The following is a 23,225-nucleotide window of genomic DNA, read 5'->3' as shown; positions in this document are numbered from 1 at the left end:
CGCCAACTTGGAGACCAAACGTGATCTTTAGATGACGCTGGACGGGGCGAACTCGTCAGCTTGTCGTCAGCTCGCCTCTCTAGGACAGTTGGGCTGTTAATGGGTCTTGAACGGCCGGTCTCATCACGTCTCGAAGAGAGCAAGGTTTCTCCATGATGGTGTTAGGCGCTGCGCCGATTTCACCCACTCTGACCGAAGGTCTGTCCAAGACCTGCACGCCAACAGCGGTCGGCGAGCAGGTCCAGTTCCAGCAGAGCCTTTTGCAGGTGGCTTCGTCTCAAGACGTTACGCCTCCAGTGACAGAAGTAGCGCCTGTTGCCCCGACATCAGAAGTTTGGCGAACAACAACACAGGCCAGTCCCCTGGGCGAGCGCATCCTCCAAAATCTTTCCTCGCTGTATCGGGTCAATGCAGTTCCTCACGTCGCGGCCGGCGGTGGGGCCGCTCTTCCGAAGGCTGCGGAGCCTGGGCCGGCGTCGCAGCCCCTTTTGCGGCAACCGGGCGCGGCGGAAACACGTCTGTCGAGCGCCCCTCACAGCGTAGATAACTTCGAGGCGATGATGACGAATCTGAAGGATGTTTCTGACAGCGTCATCCAGGTTACGCTGATTTCGAACGGCATTGGCAGTATCAGTTCATCACTGAACAAACTAATATCGGCGGGCTGAGTGGGGCGAATGATTGGTTCAATCCGTCGCGAAAGCGGCCATGGTCGCCCATTTAACAAGTGGTTTCGCGGCCTGGCTCTGCTGCCGCTCCTTCTCCCCCTTATTGGTTGCAAAGCTGATCTCTACACCAAGGTGCAGGAGCGTGAGGCGAATGAGATGCTTGCGGTGCTCCTTAAGAATGGGGTCGATTCGGTTCGTGTTGCGGCCAAGGATGGGACCAGCACGATCCAGGTCGAGCAGAATCAGATTGCCTTTTCGATCGACCTGCTGAATGCCGAAGGCCTGCCGCGCCACTCCTTCAAGAGTCTCGGCGAAGTGTTCAACGCGGCGGGCCTGATTGCTTCGCCGACTGAGGAGCGCGCCCGTTACGTCTATGCCCTGAGCGAGGAATTGTCGCGCACGATCAGCGATATCGACGGCGTCCTGTCAGCGCGCGTCCATGTTGTTCTGCCGAAGAACGACCTGTTGCGACGGGACGCTACGCCATCTTCGGCGTCGGTTTTCATCCGGCATGACTCCAAGGCCGATCTCTCAATCCTGCTGCCGCAGATTAAGATGCTCGTTGCCAACAGCATCGAGGGCTTATCCTACGACAAGGTGGCTGTGGTGTTTGTGTCGGTCGAGCGGCCTGCACTCGAGCAGCGGCCCGCGCCGGCGGCTGCATTCACCCAAGCGCCTGGATTGATTTCAACGCCCTTGCTTGCAGTTGGAACGGGTCTCGGCGGGTCGGTATTCGGCGTGCTGTCCTACGTCTTGCTGAGCGCTCGTATACGTCAGCGAAGGCAATCGTCTCCCAAAGTAGCCGCGGTTGGCGGACGTTCGGCGGCGTCCGCTATCGAGGTCGTTCGCAAAGCGATTAACCCTAATGCGACCTAGGGTAGCGTTCGACATGGAGCCATCGAAGTCGTCCGCCGAGCGGCGTCGTCTACCGCTATCGGTAAGTGCTCGCGGGCTCGCTGCCTCGATTCATCCGACCCGTCTTGCCGCACGTCTTGACGCGAACCTATCGGCTGCGACGCTGGTGCAGCTGCAGAAGAGCCCCAGGCTGCAGATAAGGATGGCAGAGTTGCTGCTTGACAATGAAATGGACTTGAACGGAGGGGTCTCGGGCCCGGACCTTCTGCTCGGGCATGATCCGCAACGGGCCGCTCTGCTCGCCGGCAGTATTTGGCATGCCCGTTCGCTGATAAAGCTGATCTCAAAGCAGGATGTCGCCGTGCTGATCGGGCGTGTCGGTGCCGAAGTGCAGGCTTTCGGTATCCGACATGCATCGCACGCGGTTTCAACCAGTGTCATTGCCGATCCACAACAACTCGCGCAAGAGATTGATGACGATGGGCATGCCTGTCTCGGCGCCTGGCTCGACGAAGGGTCAGCGCTTGATCGCAGCCGCGTGCTTCTACGCTTAGCAGTCGGAACTGCCGCCGACCATCCAGCAAACGAACATCGCGAAGCCGCAGGCCGATTATTTTCCTTGGTTTTGGCCCATTTGGCGACGGAAGGCTAAGTGCTATGACAGCCGACGAATCCGCGCCGCCCTTAGCTCCGCACATGCGCCCGCTTGGCCCGCTCATAGAAGCGAGGGATCTCGAAATCTGGCAGAAAGCCGTCGAGGCGCGAGCCGCAGCAGAGCGGCATCTGCAGCGCGTTCGCGGTTGGGCGCGCAGAGCCTATCAGCTGGAGCGAGCGCGCGGCCGTACCGAGGGGGTGACGGCGGGCGCCGAGGAAATGGCGCAACTGGTCGCGCAGGCGACCTCGGAAGTGGCACGGAGAAACGCCACTCTAGAGGAGGAGTTGCCGCAGCTCGTGATGGAGATCGTAACCGATCTGCTCGGCGCCTTCGACCCGGGCGAGATGTTGGTGAGAACGGTTCGTCACGCGATCCTGCGAAAATATGGTGGGGCGGAACTTTCTCTTCATGTGTCGCCCATGAATGCCGATACGCTTGCACGCGAATTTGCAGCGTGCGACGGACGGGAGGGCCGGCCGGCTGTCCGAATTGTTCCGGATCCGGCGCTCGCCCCGCACGAATGCGTATTGCGGAGCGAGTTCGGCAATGTCGATCTCGGACTTGCCGCACAGCTCCGCGCGCTGCGTCTTGGACTTGGGTTACCTCCTCAGGCAGGCGAACTGTGACAGCGCGGGGAGCAAACCATAGCAGTCCCCATGGCGAGGGGAGTGCGCACGTGGCGCTATCGCGTCTGCGATCGATAGCAAGGCATGTCGACACGCGTCCCGTACGCGGACGGATCACGCGCGCGATCGGCACGCTCCTCCATGCAGTCTTGCCGGATGCTCGCGTCGGAGAGCTTTGTGTCGTGCAGGATCCGCGCACCGGCTTCTCGCTTGAGGCCGAGGTGATAGGTCTATTGCCGGATGGCGTGTTGCTGACGCCGATCGGTGACTTGCTGGGCGTGTCCAGCCGCGCAGAAGTCGTCGCGACCGGACGAATGCATGAAGTGCCGGTCGGGCCCGATCTGCTTGGCCGGGTGATCGACAGCTTCGGCCGTCCTCTCGATGGCAAGGGCGCAGTCAAGGCCACAGAAACTCGCCCCCTGCGCGGCCAAGCTCCAAATCCAATGACGAGACGCATCATCGAGCGGCCCTTGCCACTCGGTGTCCGTGTCTTGGACGGTCTTCTGACATGCGGCGAGGGCCAGCGCATCGGCATATATGGAGAGCCTGGTTGCGGCAAGTCGACCTTATTGGCACAGATCGTAAAGGGCGCGATCGCCGACGTGACCGTGGTTGCTCTGATAGGTGAGCGTGGACGAGAAGTGCGTGAATTCATCGAGCGGCATCTAGGGGAGGCAGCCCTTCGCCGTACGGTCGTCGTCGTCGAGACCTCCGATCGCTCGGCGATGGAACGGGCGCAATGTGCCTATATGGCAACCGCGCTCGCCGAATATTTTCGCGAACAAGGCCTGCGCGTCGTTCTGATGATGGATTCACTGACGCGTTTTAGCCGCGCGATGCGCGAAATCGGGCTTGCTGCGGGTGAGCCACCGACCCGGCGGGGCTTTCCTCCCTCTGTCTTTGCCATGCTGCCGGGCTTGCTGGAGCGTGCGGGCATGGATGAGCACGGCTCAATTACAGCCTTCTATACCGTGCTTGTAGAAGGTGAGGGTACGGGCGATCCAATCGCCGAGGAAACGCGCGGCATTCTCGATGGCCATATCGTTCTCTCACCTTCTATCGCGGCGCGAGCGCATTTCCCCGCTATCGATGTGCTGTCGAGCCGCAGCCGCGTCATGGATGCCGTCGTGTCGGCGCCGCACCGCAAGGCAGCTTCCTTCTTCCGCGATCTGCTCTCACGCCACGCAGAGGCCGAGTTTTTGGTCAAGGTCGGCGAATACAAGCAAGGCAGCGATCCGCTGACGGACCGGGCTATCGCCTCTATCGATGACCTGCGCAAGTTCTTGCGCCAGGGCGAAAACGATGCGTCCAGTTTCGAGGAAACCGTCACATGGATGTGCCGTCTGACCGCATGAGTTGCATTCACGCTTCGAGATTGCGGCACGTAAAGGAAATACGTGAGCGCGGTGCTCGAACTGAGTTGTCCAATATGGAGGCTAGATGCCGCATCGAGGCCTTGGCCGCGGAGCGCGCCGGGCGAGAACTTGCAATTGCAGAAGAACGTCGCGCGCAGGCGCAGGCGGAGGTTTACGAGCAGCTGACATCGCTCGGTACCGTGTCCGTCGTTGAACTCGATCGTCGCGAGCTCATTCTTGAGAGGCTCGCAACTGAGGTCACGTCGAAACGTCAGACGCTTGAGGACGCGCGTAGCGCTCAAAAGCAGGCCGAGACAGCGGCCTCCGAAGGGCGGGCGCACTGGGCCAAATGTTCCGCGGCAACTGACAAATGGCGGCAAATCGAGACCGATGTCCATCGGGCGGCCGACACCCATGCAGAGGTTACAGCCGAGATAGAGGCCGATGATGAGGTCTCGCTTCGTTACGGGCGGGCTTTGCCCCACAAAGTGGCAGACGGTTCTGATGAGCGCTAGTTCTTTTGCGTCGCAAACGTGCTGTCTTGTAGACCCGCCTGCTGCAAATCCTGCGGACGAATACGCGACCTACGAGCCGTCACTCATTCTGACCCATGCGTTTGTCGCGTGGCTCAATAGCATCGCCACCCCCCGCACGCCTTTGCAGACGAGCCTTGGCGATAAGCTGCTATCGGTGCGATTGGAACGACTCGTCTGGCAGGTTGAACCTTCGGCGATATCGATGCTCGACTGCGTTTGGGGCGTCGGAGATGAAACGATCGTTTTGTCGATACCCCATGCACTTGCCGAGGCGTTAATCTCGGCAGTACAGAGCGGCCTAACGTTGCCTTCCGAGCCAAGTCGTTCGCTCGTTCTCGAACTTGCACTCGAACCGTTGCTGGCACCTCTGGAGAATCAGATTCAGCAGCGGCTGCAACTTCTCCGTGTTGGAAAGGCGGAGACGATCGGGCCTTACATCGAATTCGGCATCATCTACGGTCCGGTCAGGACCAAAGGTCGCCTGTTTCTTTTCTCGCCTCTTGATGGACCGATACCGCCGGCGTTCCACGCTTTAGGCGAGCTCTTCGGCCAATTGCCGCGCGAAACGCGCAAGCTTTCCAAAGAGCTTCCCATCATCGTTGCAGGAGAACTGGGTGCGCTCCGCGCTACGGCCTCGCTGCTTCGCAAAACGAGTGCAGGCGACGCACTATTGCCAGACGTAATGCCATTTGCCCGTGGTGAGATCACTCTCACTGCGGGCCGGTTATGGACCGTGGCAGATGTCGCCGGCAACCGCCTGATCCTACGGAGACCATTTCGGTTGGTGCCGCGACCTCTGGAGTACGCACATATGACAACACCGCCCCGACCGCAGCATCCGCCCTCGGAAGCTGACCTCGACGACATCGAGGTCACCCTTGTCTTCGAATGCGGCCGCTGGCCGATCACGCTGGGAGCATTGAGGGGCATCGGCGAAGGACATGTGTTCGAACTTGGCCGGCCGGTCGACGGCCCGGTCGATATCCTTGCAAACGGCCGACGGATCGGCAGTGGCGACATCGTACGTATTGGGGACGAGCTCGGCATCAGGCTTCGTGGCAGGTTAGCCGGCCATGACTGACGTTCAACCGGCAATCCTGGCGCTTCTTGCGGTCACGGCCGGGCTCGGCTTATTGCTGTTTGCGGTTGTCACGACCACGGCGTTCATAAAGGTGTCTGTCGTTCTTTTCCTCGTCCGCAATGCTCTTGGGACCCAGTCGATACCGCCGAACATCGTTTTATACGGCGCTGCATTGATCCTCACCGCCTTCACCAGCGCCCCGGTCTTTGAACAGAGCTACAATCGAGTAGCCGATCTGCAGCTCCGCTATCAAACGCTCGAGGATTGGGTAAGCGCTGCGAAAGAAGGGCAGGAGCCGCTGCGAGGCTATCTCAAGAAGTTCACCAATGAAGATCAGCGAGGCTTTTTCCTGTCCTCGACCGAACGTGTCTGGCCAGAGGAGATGCGCGGCAAAGCCACAGCTGATGATTTTGTCATTCTCGTCCCGTCTTTTCTTATCTCAGAACTCAAGCGCGCCTTCGAAATTGGGTTTTTGCTCTATCTGCCTTTTATCACGATCGATCTGATCGTAACGACAATCCTGATGGCAATGGGCATGTCAATGGTCTCTCCGACGGTGATATCCGTGCCTTTCAAGCTCTTTCTATTCGTGGCGATCGATGGCTGGTCGCGTCTCATGCACGGGCTGGTGCTGAGCTACACAACACCGGGAGGTTGAGCATGGACGACACAACTATTCTCGCTCACATGAGCCGATCGCTCGTGCTTTTCATGATCTGGGTGCTGCCTCCACTCATTGCAGCGGCGGTCGCCGAAACCATTATCGGTATCCTCCAGGCTGCAACGCAGCTCCAGGACCAGACGTTGCCACTGACTGTCAAGCTTCTGGTCGTTGTTGCGGTTATCGCTCTGTTTTCTCCGGTGCTGAGCGCCCCGCTCATCGAACAAGCCAAGCAGATATTCACTGAGTTTCCCGGACTGACGGCAAGTTACTAGCAATCGTCGCGATGTCTGACTTGTCAAGCGCCGAGACGCAAAGCCTGATCCGGGCGGCCATCGAACTCGTCGTTGCTGCCGGCCTTGGTGCGGCCCGTCCCGCGGGCATTATGCTGGTCCTTCCTGTATTTACGCGTTCGCAGATTGGCGGACTGATCCGCGGCTGCCTGGCCGTTGGCATCGAACTACCGTACTTGGCGCAAATCGGCGATGGCTTGAAGGCGCTAGATCCGGATACACGTCTGATCAAGATCACGCTACTGGGCTTGAAGGAGGCGTGCGTCGGCCTCGTGATCGGTGCGCTGCTCAGCATCCCGCTATGGAGCCTCCAGGCTGTCGGGGAAATCATCGACACCCAACGAGGCATCACCAGCGTGGTCGCGCCCGCCGATCCGGCGACACGCAGTCAGGCTTCGGCGACAGGACTGTTTCTCGGTATCACGGCGATCACAATCTTCGTCGTAACGGGAGGCCTGCAGACTATGATCAGCGTACTTTATGGCAGCTATCTGATCTTGCCTGTGTATCAGTTCCAGCCCACGGTGAGCGTGCAAGGAACCATTGAATTGTTCGGCGTGATCGACGGCATCATACGTACCACAATTTTGGTCTCTGGGCCTGTGGTGGCGTTCCTGTTGCTCGTCGATATATCAGCGATGTTACTCCAGCGCTTTGCGCCGCAATTCAACCCGAAGGACCTGTCCTTGACGATCAAGAATATCGGTTTTGCGATCGTCATGGTCACCTACACCGTCTATCTCATCGAATACATGCAATCGGAGATCAGCCAGTCGAGCCGCGAGTTGGAGAGGATCGAAAGGCAACTTAAATGAGCGATACGAGCGAAGAGAAAACGCTCCCCCCCTCTGACAAGAAGCTAAAGGATGCGCGCAAGAGAGGACAGGTTGCGCACAGCACCGATTTAGTGAGAGCCGTCAGCGTCTGCGCAGGTCTCGGCTATCTCTGGTTTGAAGCCAGTTCCATCCAGGACAAGTGCCATCAAGCGCTCATGCTAACTGACAAACTGCTGGATAAGCCGTTCGATGTTGCGGTCCAGCTGGCGCTGGGCGTCTTGCCGGAACTTGCTCTGGGAATTATTGGCCCGTTCCTCGCCACTATTGTCGTCGGGGCAATTCTGACGACAGTCTTGGCCAATGGTGGAATGATCTTCTCCTTCGAGCCGGTAAAGCTGAAATTCGAGAACGTTGATCCCATACAGGGATTGAAGCGCATCGCATCCATGCGCTCCCTCGTCGAGCTTGGGAAGACCCTGCTCAAAGCCATCGGCCTCGGTGCGATCTTCTTCTTCGTCGTTGTCGGCGCGTGGAGGACACTGGTCTATCTGCCGGCTTGCGGCATGGGCTGCTTCGGCTTTGTCTTCATGGAAGTCAAACTGTTGATCGGGATTGCCTGCGGTGCCTTTCTCATCGGCGGATTGATCGATCTTCTCATCCAACGCTGGTTGTTCTTGCGCAGCATGCGCATGACCGAGAGCGAGGCAAAGCGGGAGTCCAAGGAGCAACAAGGTAACCCGGAGGTGAAACGAGAACACCGTCGTCTCCGTCGGGAGCAGGCGCGCGAGGCTCCGCTCGGGGTGAATAGGGCAACCTTGATCTTGACCGGGCAGGAGATGCTGGTCGGGGTACGCTACGTTCGCGGCGAAACCGGCGTGCCTGTCGTGGTTTGCCGCGGCGAGGGCGAAGCCGCTTTACGGCTATGTGACGAGGCGCGGGCCCTTCGTCTCACTATTGTCGATGACCACGCCGTGGTCCGTGAGCTGATCCGCAGCGTCAAGCTTGGTAACCCCATTCCTACCCAGTATTTCGAGTCTGTCGCAAGAGCTCTCCTTGCCGCCGGTCAAGTCTAGGTCATACTGTGAATGACATCGCATGACAGAAGGACGTCCTCGCTATTGAGACGGCTGTCCGGCCGTAGTGCCGGCTGACGAGAGATCTGATGGCGACTTGTTGTTAGCTGCCTGTCCCAAGTTGCTGTTATTGCCCGTCGCGAAGCTCTTGTATGTGGCAACGGGGATGGCCGCACGATTGCCGTCGCTCGGCCTAACGGCCGAATTGCCAATCAAGTCACTGGGATCGTTGACCATGATAGCAAGGTTGTTGCGGATCGAGCAGCCAAGTGTCGGGTCGAAAGAATTGTCGTTCACGGACGGACCGACGATCGACATCGACGGACAGACGGGAGGGTGCGCCTCATACGTAATCGCCTCGATTCGCGCCGCAAAGCGATCGCGCCGGGTAATGAGTGGGCCGTACAGGCGGATATTGTGAGCGTCAACGCCCATTGCGCGGGCCTCACTGGCTATCTGCACTCCGAGCTGAGGTGGGCCGGCAATATTGAGATGGAGCGCGTCACGCCGACCGCGACTGGTACTCGCTATGAACTCCCGTAGACGCAACCGTTCGGCCCCTCGAAGGCTCTGCAACAGTAAAACGTTCTTCTCCTCTTGAACCAGGATAGCTTGTGAAGCCGGATCAACGGAGGTCGGTGCAGTGCTTGCGCAGGCGGCCAGACCCGCCGCCAGAGCGATCAGGGGGCATACGATGCGAAAGGTCATTGGCTGATCCTCATTCAGTGTTGTCGCCGGCGCCCCTCGTCGCGCTCGGTGCGTTGGTGGCGGGAGCACCGCGAGCGGGCGGCCGAGTTGCCAGATGGTTCGTCAGACTGCGCGCGAGATCTGAGGGCGGTGCGATGCGGTCAGTGGGGGCACTCATCGGCCGCGTGTTCGATCTTGGCCGCACGACGTAAGGCGTCACGATGATCACGAGTTCCGTCTCCTCCCGTTGAAACTGGGACGAGCGAAACAGCGCACCAAGAATCGGTATGTCGCCGAGCCAAGGGAAAGTCGTGATATCAGTGTTGAAGTTACGCCGGATTAGCCCACCGATTGCAAAGCTTTGGCCGCTTGCGAGTTCGACGACCGTATTGGCACGTCGGGTGGAGAGAGCCGGCACGGAGATGCCGTTGACGGTGACTGCGCCTTGCGACGATAGTTCACTGACTTCAGGCTTCACGCGGATATTGATCTGATTATTGCTAAGAACGGTCGGCACGAACTCCAGGCTAACGCCGAAGTGGCGGAACTCGACGGAAACCTGCCGATTGTCCTGCAAGACCGGAATAGGAAATTCGCCGCCGGCCAAAAAGCTTGCCGATTCACCGGACATTGCGGTCAGGCTCGGTTCAGCAAGGACGGAAGCAAGGTGCTCGCTTGCCAGTGCATCGAGTACAGCGCTGACGTTGACACCGCCAGCGTTGAACCCGATCCTTGCCGTACCGCCGCCCTGTGCGGCGCCGTTACCGCCACCACTGCCACTGACCAAGCCGAGGGTGAAAGGACCAGCTTGACCGAATGCGGAGAGGTTGACTCCGAGCTCCTTCATAGCGCTTCGGGAGACCTCAGCCACGCGCACGCTCAAATTGACCTGCAATGATCCAGCCACCTGGATCTTATTAAGGACGAGTGCACCCGAGCCGAGAAACTGCTCGGTGACTTTCACCGCGCTTTCGACGATCTCAGCATTGGGCGCCGTGCCGCTAAGGATGGCGCCGCGCGGGGTATAGCTGACTTGGATCGCATAGTCGCCGACCTGTGCTTTCAGCGTGGCACGCAGATCCTCGATCGGCTGCGAGACGACAACGCGTAGCTCAGCAAGAGCCTCCCCATTTTCGTTCAGTGCGAACAGGCTGGTCCGTCCCGATTTCTTGCCAAAGACGAAGATGGTCTTGTTCGACGGCGCCTGATAATCCGCGATCGCAGGATCGGCGACGAAGATGCTCGCGGCTGGCGCGGGCAGATGAATTGTCTTACCAAGCGAAGAGGAAAGGTTCAGCGTTCCGGTTATGGCATCAGGGACCGGACGCGGCGTTCCTCCTCCATTATCGCCCTTGATCTGAGCCACGGCAGTAAGTGGGGATAGCAGAACGACCGCGCACAAAAGATGCGATAGACAAGGCAGAAAGCTCGACGAGAAGGCGTTGGCAACGATCGGTCCACCCTTGGCGCCAGCATGCTTTTCAAGAATGACGTTCAAGATGGTCTTTTCTTTCAAGTTCGATTGACTACGCGGCCGACGCCGCGGATTTCAATTCAAGGACGTAGCCGATCCCGCGCGCGGTCTTGATCCGTAACGTTGCACCGGACTGGCTCAAATGACCGCGTAAACGATAGATTCCGACCTCAAGCGCGTTGGTCGAGACTTCGTTGTCAAATGCATAGAGGCCATCCTCCAACGCCGCGCGCGCCACGGTGCGCCCTGCGCGGCTAAGCAAATGTTCAAGAATGCACACTTCGCGGCGCGCAATCTTCAGCGGCCGACCATTGACGGATGCTTGCCGACCGATCGGATCGAATCTTAAGTTTCCAAAGGTAACGACGGGCGACGTCATTTGCGTTGCTCGGCGCAGAGTGGCGCGCATCCGGGCGATGAGTTCATCAGGAGACACCGGCTTGGGCAAGAAGTCGTCCGCACCGCCGTTGAAAATCGCGATCCGCCTACCGAGCTCGTTAAAGCGGCTCATCATCACCGCGGGCATCGAATACCCGTCGCGCCTCAACTGCTTCAGCCACTCCAAGCCGTCTCCATCCGGTAGAATCAACTCGAGTATGAGAATGTCATAGCGGGCACAACCAAAGGCGGCGGCTGCCTCGTCGAGCGTGCACGCCAAGTCAACGGCAAAACCACAATCCGAGAGCGCTTGGTGTACAACGCGCGCTTGATCCGTCTCATGATCGACCAGTAGCGTTCGCATTTCATCGCCTCTTCTCAAGTCATGCCAAAACCACTGAGCACGTCATCCCGAACGTGACCCGAGCGAAATTGAAAAGTCCGGCTTGCACGTAAACCGTGGCAGCCGGAATAGACGAAGAAGAGCAGTGCCGGCCAATCGAACACCTGATCCGATCCATTGTCAGTTCGATTCGCATTTTCGATCTCCCGGTGCGGCTCACATGCATCTTGGTGACGTCCAATCTGGTCTTGCCACGGGGGCATAGGCGGCAATCAATCAAATGCATCGACAGGCGTGGCAGCACCCTCGTTTTTCGCTGCGACGACCTGAGCGGTTCCCGACATCGTGAGGTCAATATGATTGCGAGAACACGTGAATCGGTGAAATCGATTGTTTGGATGAAATGCATTCACATCGCGGATCGGTGATAATGCGTTTTGCGAAAGCTTGATCTAAATCTCCTCATGCGGTTGATGCCCCTGATGACCGAGCGCAGCTTTACTGCCGCAAGTGTGATGGTTGACGAGCGATGATGTAGGTGATGTGCATCGCCGCCCGCCCAATTTGCCAACCTCACGCGTCTGATAGATGTTCCGTGCTGAGCCAGCGGACTTACCCATTCGGCCTCGAGCCGAGACCGCGAGTGGCTAGATCCTGCCAAAAGTCTCGATAGCCGCGTAGACGATCTGTCGTCACGTCTGCGGGGCGCAAATTTGCTCGGTCCTTATCGCGCTGCTACCCAATGACTCTGGCTGCGAAGCACAAGCCGCTCGGTAGGCGCCGAACGCCGGCAGGCCCGTCCGATGGGATGGCGACGGTGCACCCGCCGGGCGAGCCGAACCACTTGCGGGGACATCCCGCATCGGCGTTGTGAAGCATGCGCCTTAGGCGGTTTAGTCGCCCGCATTGCGCCAATTCTGACGAACGGCCGCGAAAAGATTGGATATCGAGCTTTGATTGTGCTGCTTGCCCATCAGGGAGCGCCGACGCGAAGAGAACGGGCCCTGGCGTCGAACCACTACGCCTGCTCCAGCCGCAAGTGGGTCGAAGCTGACACACCGTCAGGGGTGCATAGACCCCACTAGCAACGGGGGGTGGAGCGGAGTTGTCGAGGAGCGTGACGGGATGAAGGTAGGTGAGCTTGGGATTTTGAGACATTCTGTCTGGCTTGAAGTTTTGATGCGACCGGAGAGGGCGCGACCTTTCTGGAAACGTACGACGCTTGTTCGGAATCCTACAATCTGACGCAATGTACGATTCAAGCCCCTTTGAGCGCTCATTGCCTAGAATAGATCAAACGAGCTGGTCTTGGAGCGACGGTGCAGGATACGGCAAGAGAGCCACTATTTCGAAGAGCATCTTGTGCGAGTCGGAGGGCCGTCCCACGCCGCTAGGCATCACAGTCCCCTCTCGTCTCGATGGAAGACAGACGACGGTCGTGATGTGGAACCGCTTCAGCCACGGTCAGCAAGCTCTCGAACGGCGTCAATCTTGACATGCTGGATCGATGCGTTTGCAGCCGCAAATCCGGTGACCACCATCCGCGCTGCGCGACACAATTAGTGACCTCGTGTTCGGTAACGAGCGGTGGGCTTACGTCGGCAGCCTGTGTCAGTTCGCGCGCGGTATTGACATTTTGCCAAGCCCAAGCAGTTGGGCACGAATTATCTAATCACAAGCCGGAATCTAGCGCTGCGTTAGAGGGTGAGCCTCGATGGTCGAGCCGGCTGATGTACAGCTGAACACAGATGTAACCGCTATTTTGGCTCGCGAGCAGCGTTCTCTTGGAACAGGTCGCGCCGAATCGGATGCGGCGCTTTCCGGGCGACGCGAGCACTTCAGGCAAATGCTTCTATTTTTTACCCGATCAATGAGTACCTGGCCGGCACAAGACGTCAATCTCGGCTGCTCTATTCGATGCTTCCGCATCGGTAAATCCGGAGAACGCCGTCCGTGCGCTGCCAGGCAACCAGTGACCTCGTTTAAGCGTCGCCAGACCCGCCGACTAACCAAGTGATCTTCTTCTCGACAACATTGGGCTTGAGAGGGCGGGTAAAGACTTCTTAGTTTCTCGTACCGGCAATACATGGCATGTTCCATCCGAGCGGCTTGCACGTCAGTTGACGTCACGAAAACATGTCTCCAGCGCGGCGCATAGACGCGGGGTGTGCCGGTCGATGAATCGCCATAAGGAAGGATGTTCAGAGCCGGTCGCGTAACTGCGCTCATCGCTGAGCAGGAACAAAATGTCTTGAGAGACTTCCTTTCGGCTTGGTCTTGCCGACAGACTGGTAGTGTGGTGCCACGGAGCGAGTTCGTCAGCATCAGCTCGCTCCTTTGGCTGTGCCCCGCCTTGGAGCTAACGCGTTACTTTGTAGGTTAGATCGGCGAATGCCTGTGGTAAATCTGGTCTGCGAGTGTCGGGCGCGCAGTTTGGTCCGAAGCGGCCGCCCTGTAATCTGGCTGGCAAATTGACGCGGACTGTCGGATTCGAACGACAGGTCCCTTCAACACCAAGCATGTTTGACCTGCGCGATGGCTAAGCTCCAGAAACTGTGTGCCCTACCCAGTAGCGGGCTGGAAACGCTAACGGCGAAGCGGCCACTACCCAAATTGGTTGGCCCTGGCCGTCGGACACGACTGCACAGTTGCGGCGCGTATGGTCTTCGTCTTTATGGCTAAAGCTCAACAAGGCTTACTCAAGAGTGCCTTTGAAAGATCCAGCTGCTGTAGCGGCAATCGTCTCCATGTTGCGGCGCGTTCATGGCGACGACACTGCGCGTGCACTACTGGCAGACGGCGTAAGGTTGGCGGCACTGATTGATGCGGCATTCTCGTTGCCAATCAACAACAGTGACGCTGTCCGTATGATCGCGAGAGCGCTGGAATCCGGTGATTTCAGGTTCACACCCGACATCGGGCCACTTTGGCACGTACGGTACATTTATGAAAATCGGCGCGCATCGATGCGGGTCGTCGACATGGAGATGTTAACGCCGGATAGGGCCCTCGCAAGCACCGATATCTCGTTGCGATTATTGGTATAATGCGAAGCGCAAGCTGACTTTCATTCAAATTGTTTGTCAATAGCCCTACAATTCGAATGGTGCGACGCCTGATTTGCGAGTGGGACTGAAGTCTTGGAAAGCCGAAACATAGGCCCATCGACATGTGGGCGGCTGATGCGAAGCGCCCGCTGGACATTCACCTCCTCAGTTCATGGTATGACGCAGCCGGCCTTCAGCGTTTCCCCGCCAATCTCGCGATTGCACGGACAGAGCTCGTCGGTCTGCAGCGCATCCAGCACACGCAGGGTGTCCTTTGGGCTGCGGCCAACATTCGGGGTGGTAGCATAGACATGCTGTATGCTGTTGTCGGGGGCGACGATGAAAGTATAGCGGTTGGCGACCCCCTCGGGCGCCCGAACGCCAAGTCCATCAACCAGCGCGCCCTTGGTGTCCGCGAACTGCCATATGGGCAGATGATGCAGGTCCTTGTGCTCGCGCCGCCAGGCTAGCTTGCAGAACTCGTTGTCGGTCGAGCCGCCCAGCACGACCGCATCACGCTCGGTGAAATCCTTGGACAAGCGGCCAAACTCGGCGATTTCTGTCGGACAGACGAAGGTGAAATCCTTAGGGTAAAAGAAGATGATCTTCCATTGCCCAGGAAAGCTCCTTTCAGTCAGCGTCTCAAACGCGCTCTGACCGTTCTCTTCCTGCGCGTGAAAGCCGGGTTTGACGCCGGTAATTTCGAACGACGGTAACTTACTTCCAATTCCAAGCATTCTGTTCTCACATACTTTATCCGGGAAGGGCACGATTCGGGCATCAGCGAAGCAAGCCATATGCCATTCGTTCTCAAGACTGCTGAGCGTGTACCCAGGACCGTTATTGGCTGAATCTGCCCGCCCTTTCATTGCCTTGCCGAGGCTGGAGACTGACAAGACGTGCAAGAAATGAGTCACGTTCATCAAGCGCAGCTATTCTACCAAGTTTCTGCAAATCGTCTTTTGTCGACGCCGCATTCCCGAGCGCGATCGCGGTATCGCGGCAGGAGGTGATCTTGCGCAGCGCACACACAGCGCTAGGACAAGTGTCAATGGGTGGCGCTGGCGGTTCTCCACTAGCCAACGCCGGATGAAACGTAACTTCAGCTTCCTGCCATAGAGCGGAGCGGAGAAAATCGCCTACAAAAGGAGAGTGCTCAGGGTCGTAAGCTCCGCCGTTGCAGAACATTCTCGAGCAGACGCCCAAGTCCGGGTTGGGAGAGACCATCATCGGTCAACACTTTTCGTGTCGTCGTGTTCAGCCATGTTCGGTTCTAGACGCTTGTGTCCAGAACCGAACGCTTACACGCAAGTCGGCCCCGGTGCTGCAGAGCGTAGGCAGATAGTATTTGCTCATCTTCTAGCAAGACACGCGGGCCGTCTTTGATGGCACGCCAATTGCTGGATACGAATAGGAAGTTTCGCAACATGTGGTGGTCTCGGTGTCCAGGTTTTGAAATGCGTGTGCTCGATTGGTCGCAAATCAATGCGATGGATGCTGCCCCGTGAGCGTGATCCGTCTGGGAGGCGCTGCGGCATGGGGGTGCTGCTGTCGTTAGTCGTGCCGAAGTATGACCGTCACCTAGATGCCCGCCGAGAAGATGGCAACGCAGGATGTGATCAGCGTGGAGCGGGGCCGAGAATCCGCGCTGCTCGAATTGCGCAGATTCTCATCGACCCCAAACAGAAAGTCGCCTCTCTGACATTTATGTGTCGTCGCGCCCTGCCTTCACACGGAAGCAAAAGGAGTCCAAAGAATGCTCGCGCCTAGCTACTCCGAGGCCCTGGAGTTCGCGATCGACCGCTCGTACGACATTAACCTCGACATGCTGAGGTCGCGAAAACTGCACCTTGACACCTACAACGATTATCTTGTCGGCACATATCCACCTCTCAAAGCGATGGGCGAGCTGAAGGCCGAAAAATTGCTGGGTGAGATTACGTCGTCGATTGATCTCTACTTTCACATACCCTTCTGCAATCAGTATTGCACATTCTGTCACTTCGCCAAGGAAATCAATCCGCGTTCCGGACGTGTGGAGCGTTACCTGGCGGCTCTAGACAAAGAGATGAGTTGGTCGGACGCTGCGCTTGCCGGCAGGTCTATTGAGACGGCGTTCTTTGGAGGTGGCACCCCCTCAATCTTGACCAATCCACAACTCGAAACGCTATTTGACATGATCAAGCAGCGCTTTGATCTATCGAAGTCCGAAGTGAGTTTCGAATTGCATCCCTCTCTTGGAAAGCAGGTGGACGCAGCAGATCGCATAACCACCCTACTCAAAAACGGCGTAAACCGCTTCGTGCTGGGGGTTCAAAGTCTTGATCAGAATATTTTGCGAATATTGAACCGCGGGCACGGTGTGGACGAGGTGAGACAGCTGGTTGAATTGCTGAATAGGATGGACGTTCAAAATCTGTCGCTGGACCTTATCTACGGTTTGCCGCAGCAAACGCTTCGAAGTTGGTATGATTCGCTCATCGGTCTTTTGGATATGGGAGTGGAGAAGTTCAATATCTTCCCATTGTTGTTCAAATCCACGGACCCCGTAGCTCGCCATTTGAGCAGAGGACGATACCAATTCGCTGGGGCGAAGGAGCGCATCATCATGCATTTCATGGCTGAGCACATCCTCACGAGACTTGGCTATCGCCATGGGCCAATCTTCTATTGGACCAAGAAGTCGCAGCCGCACTCTGTTCAGCAGCGCCGCAAATACGATTCCTGGAACGACAATAATCTGATCCCGTTTGGGGTTGGCGGGTTTGGCTACATGAGTCAGTGCCAATTCTACAACGAGGCAGATTTAGATCGCTACTTACACAGGGTTGAGTCTGGCGCGAAGCCAGTGTGGAAGGGTGTCGTCCTGACGCAAGACGATCTGATGCGCAGAACGGTGATGCTCGCGTTGCGAAGTAGTGGAGTGACGCTCGCCCGCTTCGAGAGGGAATTTGGAGTGTCCATGCAACAATACTTTCGTCGCGAGATCAAAAAACTGACTGAGGCGGGACTCGTCAGTATTTCAAGCGAAGGCGTGCTGACGTTAACCACCGCTGGCATTATCAATTCCGGAGCGGTATCGCTGCAATTTTTCTCCAACGAGGTGCTTGAGCGGGTCGCGCGGACCGATAGCAGGATCTTAGATAAACGAACTGATCTCATCGAGAAGCACGACTACTCACCGGCCGCCCGATACGGGGCGACTGCGGAAATGCAAGCTATTTTCGGCCAGGGCCGGTGAGTGCTCGCTATGGCCGCCAGTATTTCGCCTTCTGCCCAAGAATCGCCGCGCAACTGCGCGCAGGACATATTTTCTCGTGTGACCGATCGCATTGATCGTCGCCAACGAAAACGACCGCTTGGGCGATTCAGCGACTTTGTCGTCGATGAGCTGCCACACGAGATCGCGCAGATCAAATGCAGCGAGCGGCGGGATGAAGCGGTTAGAGCCCTCGGTCGCAGTATCAGGGCGATTGTGGCGGACACGGACTATGAAGCGCTGTTACGGGGGCTGCCGCACGCCGAGTTCGAGGTTGCCAAGACAGACATCCAATATCTCACCAATTGTGCTTATCACATGTCCGCGTTTGCGGGCCTCCATCCCGGGGATGCCGAATTGACGGTAGGGGAGGGCTTAAGTCGTCTTGCCCGCTTATCCCGCCAGCGGCAGCCTGGCATTGAGGTCCTCTCCTATGAGGATATGATACTTACGAATCCGGTGCAGACTGATCCGCGTGTATACTGCCTTGGAGCGGCCGGGGTCGAGGAACGAGATTTTTGCTTAGGCCATCAACTCATCGAAGGCGAATTGCAGTTAGCGATCGATGCTCTACTCGAGTTGCGAGATGTTGCTGACGCTGACGCGCGTCAACGTCTTGCGCTGTGCATGAAGCACCTTGAGACCGCGAATCATGTTCTGACACGCTTTCATGAACATATGTCGCCGGATCTATTTGGTCAGTTCCGCGTGTTTTACGGAAAGAATCCTTACAAGGATAGGCTTGGCCCGAGCGGCAGATTCTCTGGCCGTATTGTGGCTGCCTCAGTGCTGCTGATCGGCGAAGAGCTTTTCCTCCAGAAACCGCAATATTTTTCGGATCTATATCGGCTGTCCGAGTACTACCCGCAAGCGTACATTCATGAGGTGTTCCGCTGGTTGTCGCCGAACAAAGAAGACGCATGGCTCAAGCCGGATTGGCTAGAAGGAAAAGCGGACTTTCCTCGATTTTCAACCATTTCGCCCGTCATAGAGCACGGCAACAGTGAAATCAGGATGCTGCGGGCCTCCTGTGTTCGTGCGCTGGATCGATTTACCCTGATGCACCATAGTACTGCTTTGAAGTATACGGTTGAGCCCGGTCGACCGGTTGTCGGAGTTGAGGCATCGGAAAGTATCGACGCTGTCCTTTTGCAGAGACTGTTGCCGACGGCGCCTCGGTAAGCCCGAGGCGGCTCCTTGCGTAGGAGAAAAGATGATGACGGGAGAGGCGGAGGCCGCCAAGGCCAGTCGGCAGCCGATGTCGATTTCTCAAGACGAGATGATCTTTCGTCGGTTCGAGCTAGGAGATGCCGATGATGTATGGCATCTGCATAGAGCCGCATCGGAGGCTGGTGGCGTGCGCGGCCCGGAAGGGGCGTGGGAAGATGACTTGCGCAATATCTCCGAAGTATACATAAAGCCCGGCGGTGACTTCTTACTTGCCCATATTGGTTCGCGACTCGTCGCTATGGGAGGATTGAAGCCTGTCGATGCTGATGTCGCACAGCTGAAGCGCATGCGCGTCGATCCGGCCTTTCGACGACGAGGGTTTGGAAGGAGACTCCTTCGTGAATTGGAATCGAGGGCGGTCGCCAGGGGGGTCAAGTGGATAGTGCTGGATACGACAAGCATCCAACTAGGTGCGCAAAGGCTTTATGAGACCGCGGACTATGTTCGCTGCAGGGAAGGGACGCTGCACGGATATGCAGTGATCTTCTACGAGAAGCGGCTGGCAGACGAGGCTGGAGCTCTCCACTTGGCCAAGTGAGCTCGTGCGCCTGGGGCAGCTTCATGGCAGGCTAAAACGACGTGAGGTGCTCCTTTTGTCGCGCGTGTCTCACCAAGACAGAGAAAGCCGCGATAGACGAAGGCGAAGCAAGGAGCGAAAGTGCGCGATCGCAGCGCCGGCGATGATCATCATCACCCCAACTAATAGCACACTCGCCACGGTCGCGAGCGCAACGCTACTGAGCGCCACGACGCCAGTGATCAGATACACTACGCCGAGAGCGAACATCCAGCCCCACTTTGGTAGTGACGCAATCTCCGGCCCGGGTCTAAAATGGCGCAAGATATCCGAATTTGTCGTGATGGCCATCCGCTTCGAAAGCCGCCGCTGCATGGCGCTCTTATGAGATTTTCGCCTTGGCTTGTCGCGACCAGCCGCGAGATCACCGGGCCGAGCTTGTGCGTCACCTCAAATAGTCTGCTCAACCCTCGCCAAGCGAGCCGAGCACTCCGTTCTCGCCGTCGACGCCCCCAAGGTAGGTCGCTGACAATCCTGCCGAGACACTCCTAACGCAAAGACGTCGACCGCACTCCCAAACATTCGCCCTTGCTGGACCTTATCCGCGTCGGATCATCCCCGAAAAGACCAGGCAGGGCACCTACCGGGATGGTTGGGTGGCAAGGGTATTGCACAGCTTCAGGCGGGACTACTTCGACTTTGAACATGCTCAAATAGGTTCTCGCGGCCGCGTCGTGCTGAATAAGCGTCCGCCAGGTAATCACGGAATCGTTAAACCAAGATCCCAAACGCAAGAAAGCGCGCCACAGTAACTCACGCTGTTGCCGCGCACCAGCACGCCTCTGCGGCGGCGTCGCGTCGAACTGTGGCACCCGATCTGGCGGCGGATCGCCGGCAAATCAAAACTGGCAGGCGATCCGCCGTCTCGCGCCGCGAGGCGCTTGTGATCTCAGAAAGGACCATCACCCGAGCGTCAGGCAACTGATCGCATTGAGCTAGGCGACAGCTAATTGGCCTACTGGTACGAGCTGACCTCTACCAGCCGCGCTCGCCCCGTCCGCGCCATCCCGCGACGCGCTCCGACGGGCCGAGCGCTATCGCCTTCTCGAATGGCTTCAAGAAGAGAGTTGACAACAACCCGTTATCAAAGGGCCGATTGATACGAAGCCGGTCACTTCGCGCGGTTATCGGGAGCGCTTCAGACGCGTCGTGATTTACGAAGACCTGCCGGCTTTGGTAGTACTCCAATTGCGGATCGGTGCTAATCTTTCGGCCGTGACCATCGGAAAAGCATAGTCAAAAATGACCAGGGGCGTGGATCGAACCTTACTCTGCTTCATATCTGCTTCATCGAACCGGCTAGAGGGATCGTCGACAGCATGCTCACCGCCCAACAGATCACCGAAGCCAAAAAGCACGTCCGCTATCAGCGACAGGTCAATGTGCACGAACATGACGACTGCATCAGGATCGCCTACGAATGGCTTGATGCGCAAACCAAGACGAAGGGACCGCTAAAGAGAACCCACCCGATCAAACACATCATTGAAAAATGGGGTGGCAGATACATCTCATCCTCAGACGTTGAAGTTGCGGCCGAAATTCACCCGAGGATCAAAGGAAAGTATCCTCACTTCAATATCAGCTCTCACCTTACACTACCCCATGATGATCGGTTGGCAGAATTTCCAAAGGCGAGAGGGCAAGGATTCGAGCTTACATCGGACCACGTTAGCCAAACATACTCCCGGATTGAAGCTTCCCGGAACTGTCGCAAGACTGCCATGCTTGCAGGGACTCGCTTTAAGATGAGCGGGCTTGGGGCTCTGCAGTATCCCGATCTCGCTCACAAGGCTGGCACGGTTGTCCAAGTCAGGCTTCGCAGCACCGGCATCACCGTGCTATTCGATGACGCTAGAACACCAACCGTATTGCATCAGATTTACATATCTTCACTGTCCGATTAACTCCAGTGCGAGCTAACTCTGGCGGTCACTTTAATGCCCTGTCCTGCTCTAAGCGGTTGCGCGACGTTCGTTGACCCGACAGGTGTGTGCGGACGCACGCCCCACAAAACAAGGGAATTACGGCCTTCTAGAATCAAGCCTCGCCTCGACGAGGCGGCCCGAACGCAAGGGCATGGTCAGGTGATGCTGGCGGCGCGAGGCATTGGCATGAGCTATGAAAACTGTGCGCTAGCGGGGAAGACAATTCGGCAAGGCGTTCTCCCATCGGATCCGCCGCCGCGCTCCCGCTAGCGGCGCAGCGGCTGATGAAGCAGCTCTTGAAATCCGCCGGCACGCCGCCGCGCATGATGATCACGAACAAGCTCTGTTCGTACCGCGCGGCGAGGGCGAAAGTGGGCTTTCACGTCAAGCATCGGCAGTATAAAGCTCCAACAACGGGCCAGACGCCGGCGGATCATGAAGTAATCTCTTCAAGCTCAGCGGTTTCTTTCAATTCACCATCAGGTGGCGAGACTTTTCACCCCCAAGTCCGAACGGAGACACCTGCGATCGTAGGTCTGGCAGCGGTTGCTCGCTTTAAGCCCGAGATTTGAAGACTGAGGCAGGGTGTTACAGAAAGGGGCTCGGTCGGGGTGGATGGGGCCAGAAACTTTCCTTGGTGGCGGCGGGTCGCCCTTCGAGCCAGTCCGCAGTGAGTTTTCGCCGATGCAGTATGTCATATGCAAAATGAATCTTGCGTCCGCGCCTACCGTTGAGATCACCAAGAAAGAACACGAGCGGTCAGGCCGGCCCATGCGGCCATTACCGAACTGATTGCGGTTGCGGAGAAGTACGACGGCGTGATGGAGAACTACGTCGAGCTCGAGGAGCCCTCCACAACCTTGGCATCAGGACCCCCGCGTTCGTGGAACATCATTACGACTGATTAATAGCTTGAAGGTGACGCAACGTCAGTTTGTAGGATCATCAGCATCCAGATCTACCTTAACAGTTACTCGCGTTGTTCACAGAATTTAGCTGTCCCCTCCCAATCGATAACCTTGCGGCGAGGGCGACCCGGCAGATTGCGACGCTCGATCGCAACTTGGATGGCGCATCTCGTGGGGGCTGCACAACCGAAAACGAAGATCCAGATGCACGCTCTGGATGGAGCGCGAGAAGGCGGCCGCATCACAGACAGAGGCGCGTACCAGGTGCGGCGGCCCGTTCACCTCTCGTGCGGCGTTTCCTGAACAAGTTTTGGTGGAGGATCTCATGAACAGAACAGTCTTCTCCGTGCCGGAGCGCAGTGAATTTAGCACCCATCGCGGGTTGTTCATTGCACGCAGCGCGCAGCATTACTGCGGCCCGGCGGACCGGCTGGATGAGCTGACGGAGCTCTTGGACCGCCGCCGCGGCGTGGTGCTGTCGTCGGGCACCACCGTGCCCGGCCGCTACGAGAGCTTTGACCTCGGCTTCTCCGATCCGCCGCTCAAGCTCGAAACATCAGGCATTAATTTCAAGCTCGAAGCGCTGAACCAGCGCGGGCAGGTGCTGATCGCCTTCCTCGCCGACGTGCTGCGCGAGCCTTGCGTGGTGATCTCCGAGAAGACGGCCTCGCGTCTAGCCGGGCACATCATCCGCGGCGATGCGCCGGTCGAGGAGGACCAGCGCACCCGGCGCGCCAGCGTGATGTCGCTGGTGCGCGATCTCGTCGCCGCCTTTTCCGCCAATGACGACGGGCTGCTCGGCCTGTTCGGGGCCT

The 23,225-nt window shown here is 57.7% G+C and carries 20 protein-coding genes and 2 pseudogenes; 18 read left to right on the top strand and 4 right to left on the bottom strand.

Annotated features, from left to right (window positions below):
- The first annotated feature begins 152 nt into the window (after positions 1–152).
- From QQL28_RS39160 to QQL28_RS39110, 11 genes are all read left to right on the top strand, one after another.
- The gene (locus QQL28_RS39160) at positions 153–668 is read left to right on the top strand and encodes a nodulation protein NolB (protein ID WP_284274271.1); all 516 of its coding nucleotides are present in this window, start codon (positions 153–155) and stop codon (positions 666–668) included.
- A gap of 9 nt (positions 669–677) precedes the next feature.
- Positions 678–1,544, top strand: coding sequence for a type III secretion system inner membrane ring lipoprotein SctJ (gene sctJ / locus QQL28_RS39155; RefSeq protein WP_284274270.1), 867 nt, complete (start codon positions 678–680; stop codon positions 1,542–1,544).
- 181 nt (positions 1,545–1,725) lie between these two features.
- Positions 1,726–2,175, top strand: coding sequence for a nodulation protein NolU (locus QQL28_RS39150; RefSeq protein ID WP_348522553.1), 450 nt, complete (start codon positions 1,726–1,728; stop codon positions 2,173–2,175).
- Positions 2,176–2,180: 5 nt separating this feature from the next.
- Complete coding sequence (sctL, locus tag QQL28_RS39145; protein WP_284274266.1) at positions 2,181–2,804, top strand: type III secretion system stator protein SctL; 624 nt, start codon at positions 2,181–2,183, stop codon at positions 2,802–2,804.
- Positions 2,801–4,159, top strand: coding sequence for a type III secretion system ATPase SctN (gene sctN / locus QQL28_RS39140; RefSeq protein ID WP_284274264.1), 1,359 nt, complete (start codon positions 2,801–2,803; stop codon positions 4,157–4,159). The genes sctL and sctN overlap by 4 nt, the downstream gene beginning before the upstream one ends.
- On the top strand, positions 4,135–4,674 hold the full coding sequence (locus QQL28_RS39135; RefSeq protein ID WP_284274261.1) for an efflux RND transporter periplasmic adaptor subunit: 540 nt from the start codon (positions 4,135–4,137) through the stop codon (positions 4,672–4,674). The genes sctN and QQL28_RS39135 overlap by 25 nt, the downstream gene beginning before the upstream one ends.
- On the top strand, positions 4,664–5,776 hold the full coding sequence (gene sctQ / locus QQL28_RS39130; protein WP_284274259.1) for a type III secretion system cytoplasmic ring protein SctQ: 1,113 nt from the start codon (positions 4,664–4,666) through the stop codon (positions 5,774–5,776). Before QQL28_RS39135 ends, sctQ begins: the two co-directional genes overlap by 11 nt.
- Positions 5,769–6,434, top strand: coding sequence for a type III secretion system export apparatus subunit SctR (sctR, locus tag QQL28_RS39125; RefSeq protein ID WP_284274257.1), 666 nt, complete (start codon positions 5,769–5,771; stop codon positions 6,432–6,434). Before sctQ ends, sctR begins: the two co-directional genes overlap by 8 nt.
- A gap of 2 nt (positions 6,435–6,436) precedes the next feature.
- Entirely contained in the window at positions 6,437–6,712 is a 276-nt protein-coding gene (locus QQL28_RS39120; protein ID WP_258768918.1) for an EscS/YscS/HrcS family type III secretion system export apparatus protein, read from the top strand.
- A gap of 11 nt (positions 6,713–6,723) precedes the next feature.
- Positions 6,724–7,545, top strand: a complete 822-nt coding sequence (gene sctT / locus QQL28_RS39115; RefSeq protein WP_284274253.1) for a type III secretion system export apparatus subunit SctT — start codon at positions 6,724–6,726, stop codon at positions 7,543–7,545.
- Positions 7,542–8,579: an EscU/YscU/HrcU family type III secretion system export apparatus switch protein gene (locus QQL28_RS39110; protein ID WP_284274251.1), complete on the top strand. Its 1,038-nt coding sequence runs from the start codon at positions 7,542–7,544 to the stop codon at positions 8,577–8,579. The genes sctT and QQL28_RS39110 overlap by 4 nt, the downstream gene beginning before the upstream one ends.
- Before the next feature lie 42 nt (positions 8,580–8,621).
- Here QQL28_RS39110 and QQL28_RS39105 read toward each other — a convergent pair whose 3' ends face one another.
- The 4 genes from QQL28_RS39105 to QQL28_RS39090 all read right to left on the bottom strand — a co-directional run bounded on the left by QQL28_RS39105 (position 8,622) and on the right by QQL28_RS39090 (position 15,245).
- Positions 8,622–9,287 (bottom strand): CpaD family pilus assembly lipoprotein, encoded by a 666-nt coding sequence (locus QQL28_RS39105; RefSeq protein WP_284274249.1) that lies wholly within the window; start codon positions 9,285–9,287, stop codon positions 8,622–8,624.
- A 10-nt stretch (positions 9,288–9,297) separates the two neighbouring features.
- On the bottom strand, positions 9,298–10,764 hold the full coding sequence (locus QQL28_RS39100) for a type II and III secretion system protein family protein (protein ID WP_431309719.1): 1,467 nt from the start codon (positions 10,762–10,764) through the stop codon (positions 9,298–9,300).
- Positions 10,765–10,792: 28 nt separating this feature from the next.
- Entirely contained in the window at positions 10,793–11,482 is a 690-nt protein-coding gene (locus tag QQL28_RS39095; RefSeq protein WP_284274248.1) for a response regulator, read from the bottom strand.
- 3,196 nt (positions 11,483–14,678) lie between these two features.
- Positions 14,679–15,245: a peroxiredoxin gene (locus QQL28_RS39090; protein WP_284274332.1), complete on the bottom strand. Its 567-nt coding sequence runs from the start codon at positions 15,243–15,245 to the stop codon at positions 14,679–14,681.
- Between the two features lie 1,019 nt (positions 15,246–16,264).
- Between QQL28_RS39090 and QQL28_RS39085 the strand changes: the two genes are divergently transcribed.
- The 7 genes and pseudogenes from QQL28_RS39085 to QQL28_RS39055 all read left to right on the top strand — a co-directional run.
- Positions 16,265–17,749, top strand: coding sequence for a coproporphyrinogen-III oxidase family protein (locus QQL28_RS39085; protein WP_284274247.1), 1,485 nt, complete (start codon positions 16,265–16,267; stop codon positions 17,747–17,749).
- A gap of 9 nt (positions 17,750–17,758) precedes the next feature.
- Positions 17,759–18,949 (top strand): hypothetical protein, encoded by a 1,191-nt coding sequence (locus tag QQL28_RS39080; protein WP_284274246.1) that lies wholly within the window; start codon positions 17,759–17,761, stop codon positions 18,947–18,949.
- Between the two features lie 31 nt (positions 18,950–18,980).
- On the top strand, positions 18,981–19,535 hold the full coding sequence (locus QQL28_RS39075) for a GNAT family N-acetyltransferase (RefSeq protein WP_284274245.1): 555 nt from the start codon (positions 18,981–18,983) through the stop codon (positions 19,533–19,535).
- 142 nt (positions 19,536–19,677) lie between these two features.
- Positions 19,678–19,902, top strand: coding sequence for a hypothetical protein (locus tag QQL28_RS46380; RefSeq protein ID WP_431309718.1), 225 nt, complete (start codon positions 19,678–19,680; stop codon positions 19,900–19,902).
- Between the two features lie 991 nt (positions 19,903–20,893).
- Positions 20,894–21,481 carry a hypothetical protein gene (locus QQL28_RS39065; RefSeq protein ID WP_284274244.1) on the top strand — a complete coding sequence of 196 codons (588 nt, stop codon included), beginning with the start codon at positions 20,894–20,896 and terminating at the stop codon, positions 21,479–21,481.
- Positions 21,482–21,664: 183 nt separating this feature from the next.
- Positions 21,665–22,046, top strand: a pseudogene (locus QQL28_RS39060) (IS6 family transposase); the annotation flags it as partial.
- Between the two features lie 689 nt (positions 22,047–22,735).
- Positions 22,736–23,225: pseudogene (locus QQL28_RS39055) on the top strand (anthranilate synthase component I); the annotation flags it as partial.

Source organism: Bradyrhizobium iriomotense (assembly GCF_030160715.1).
In the GTDB taxonomy this organism is placed as follows: domain Bacteria; phylum Pseudomonadota; class Alphaproteobacteria; order Rhizobiales; family Xanthobacteraceae; genus Bradyrhizobium; species Bradyrhizobium iriomotense.
This window is presented reverse-complemented; position numbering and strand designations above follow the sequence as displayed.

What these genes read in the sequence shown, in the direction of transcription:
- QQL28_RS39160 (WP_284274271.1), top strand. Translation starts at nt 153, where the DNA reads ATGATGGTGTTAGGCGCTGCGCCGATTTCACCCACTCTGACCGAAGGT.
- sctJ (WP_284274270.1), top strand. Translation starts at nt 678, where the DNA reads ATGATTGGTTCAATCCGTCGCGAAAGCGGCCATGGTCGCCCATTTAAC.
- QQL28_RS39150 (WP_348522553.1), top strand. Translation starts at nt 1,726, where the DNA reads ATGGCAGAGTTGCTGCTTGACAATGAAATGGACTTGAACGGAGGGGTC.
- sctL (WP_284274266.1), top strand. Translation starts at nt 2,181, where the DNA reads ATGACAGCCGACGAATCCGCGCCGCCCTTAGCTCCGCACATGCGCCCG.
- QQL28_RS39135 (WP_284274261.1), top strand. Translation starts at nt 4,135, where the DNA reads ATGGATGTGCCGTCTGACCGCATGAGTTGCATTCACGCTTCGAGATTG.
- sctQ (WP_284274259.1), top strand. Translation starts at nt 4,664, where the DNA reads ATGAGCGCTAGTTCTTTTGCGTCGCAAACGTGCTGTCTTGTAGACCCG.
- sctR (WP_284274257.1), top strand. Translation starts at nt 5,769, where the DNA reads ATGACTGACGTTCAACCGGCAATCCTGGCGCTTCTTGCGGTCACGGCC.
- QQL28_RS39120 (WP_258768918.1), top strand. Translation starts at nt 6,437, where the DNA reads ATGGACGACACAACTATTCTCGCTCACATGAGCCGATCGCTCGTGCTT.
- sctT (WP_284274253.1), top strand. Translation starts at nt 6,724, where the DNA reads ATGTCTGACTTGTCAAGCGCCGAGACGCAAAGCCTGATCCGGGCGGCC.
- QQL28_RS39110 (WP_284274251.1), top strand. Translation starts at nt 7,542, where the DNA reads ATGAGCGATACGAGCGAAGAGAAAACGCTCCCCCCCTCTGACAAGAAG.
- QQL28_RS39105 (WP_284274249.1), bottom strand. Translation starts at nt 9,287, where the DNA reads ATGACCTTTCGCATCGTATGCCCCCTGATCGCTCTGGCGGCGGGTCTG.
- QQL28_RS39095 (WP_284274248.1), bottom strand. Translation starts at nt 11,482, where the DNA reads ATGCGAACGCTACTGGTCGATCATGAGACGGATCAAGCGCGCGTTGTA.
- QQL28_RS39090 (WP_284274332.1), bottom strand. Translation starts at nt 15,245, where the DNA reads ATGCTTGGAATTGGAAGTAAGTTACCGTCGTTCGAAATTACCGGCGTC.
- QQL28_RS39085 (WP_284274247.1), top strand. Translation starts at nt 16,265, where the DNA reads ATGCTCGCGCCTAGCTACTCCGAGGCCCTGGAGTTCGCGATCGACCGC.
- QQL28_RS39080 (WP_284274246.1), top strand. Translation starts at nt 17,759, where the DNA reads ATGGCCGCCAGTATTTCGCCTTCTGCCCAAGAATCGCCGCGCAACTGC.
- QQL28_RS39075 (WP_284274245.1), top strand. Translation starts at nt 18,981, where the DNA reads ATGATGACGGGAGAGGCGGAGGCCGCCAAGGCCAGTCGGCAGCCGATG.
- QQL28_RS46380 (WP_431309718.1), top strand. Translation starts at nt 19,678, where the DNA reads ATGATCATCATCACCCCAACTAATAGCACACTCGCCACGGTCGCGAGC.
- QQL28_RS39065 (WP_284274244.1), top strand. Translation starts at nt 20,894, where the DNA reads ATGCTCACCGCCCAACAGATCACCGAAGCCAAAAAGCACGTCCGCTAT.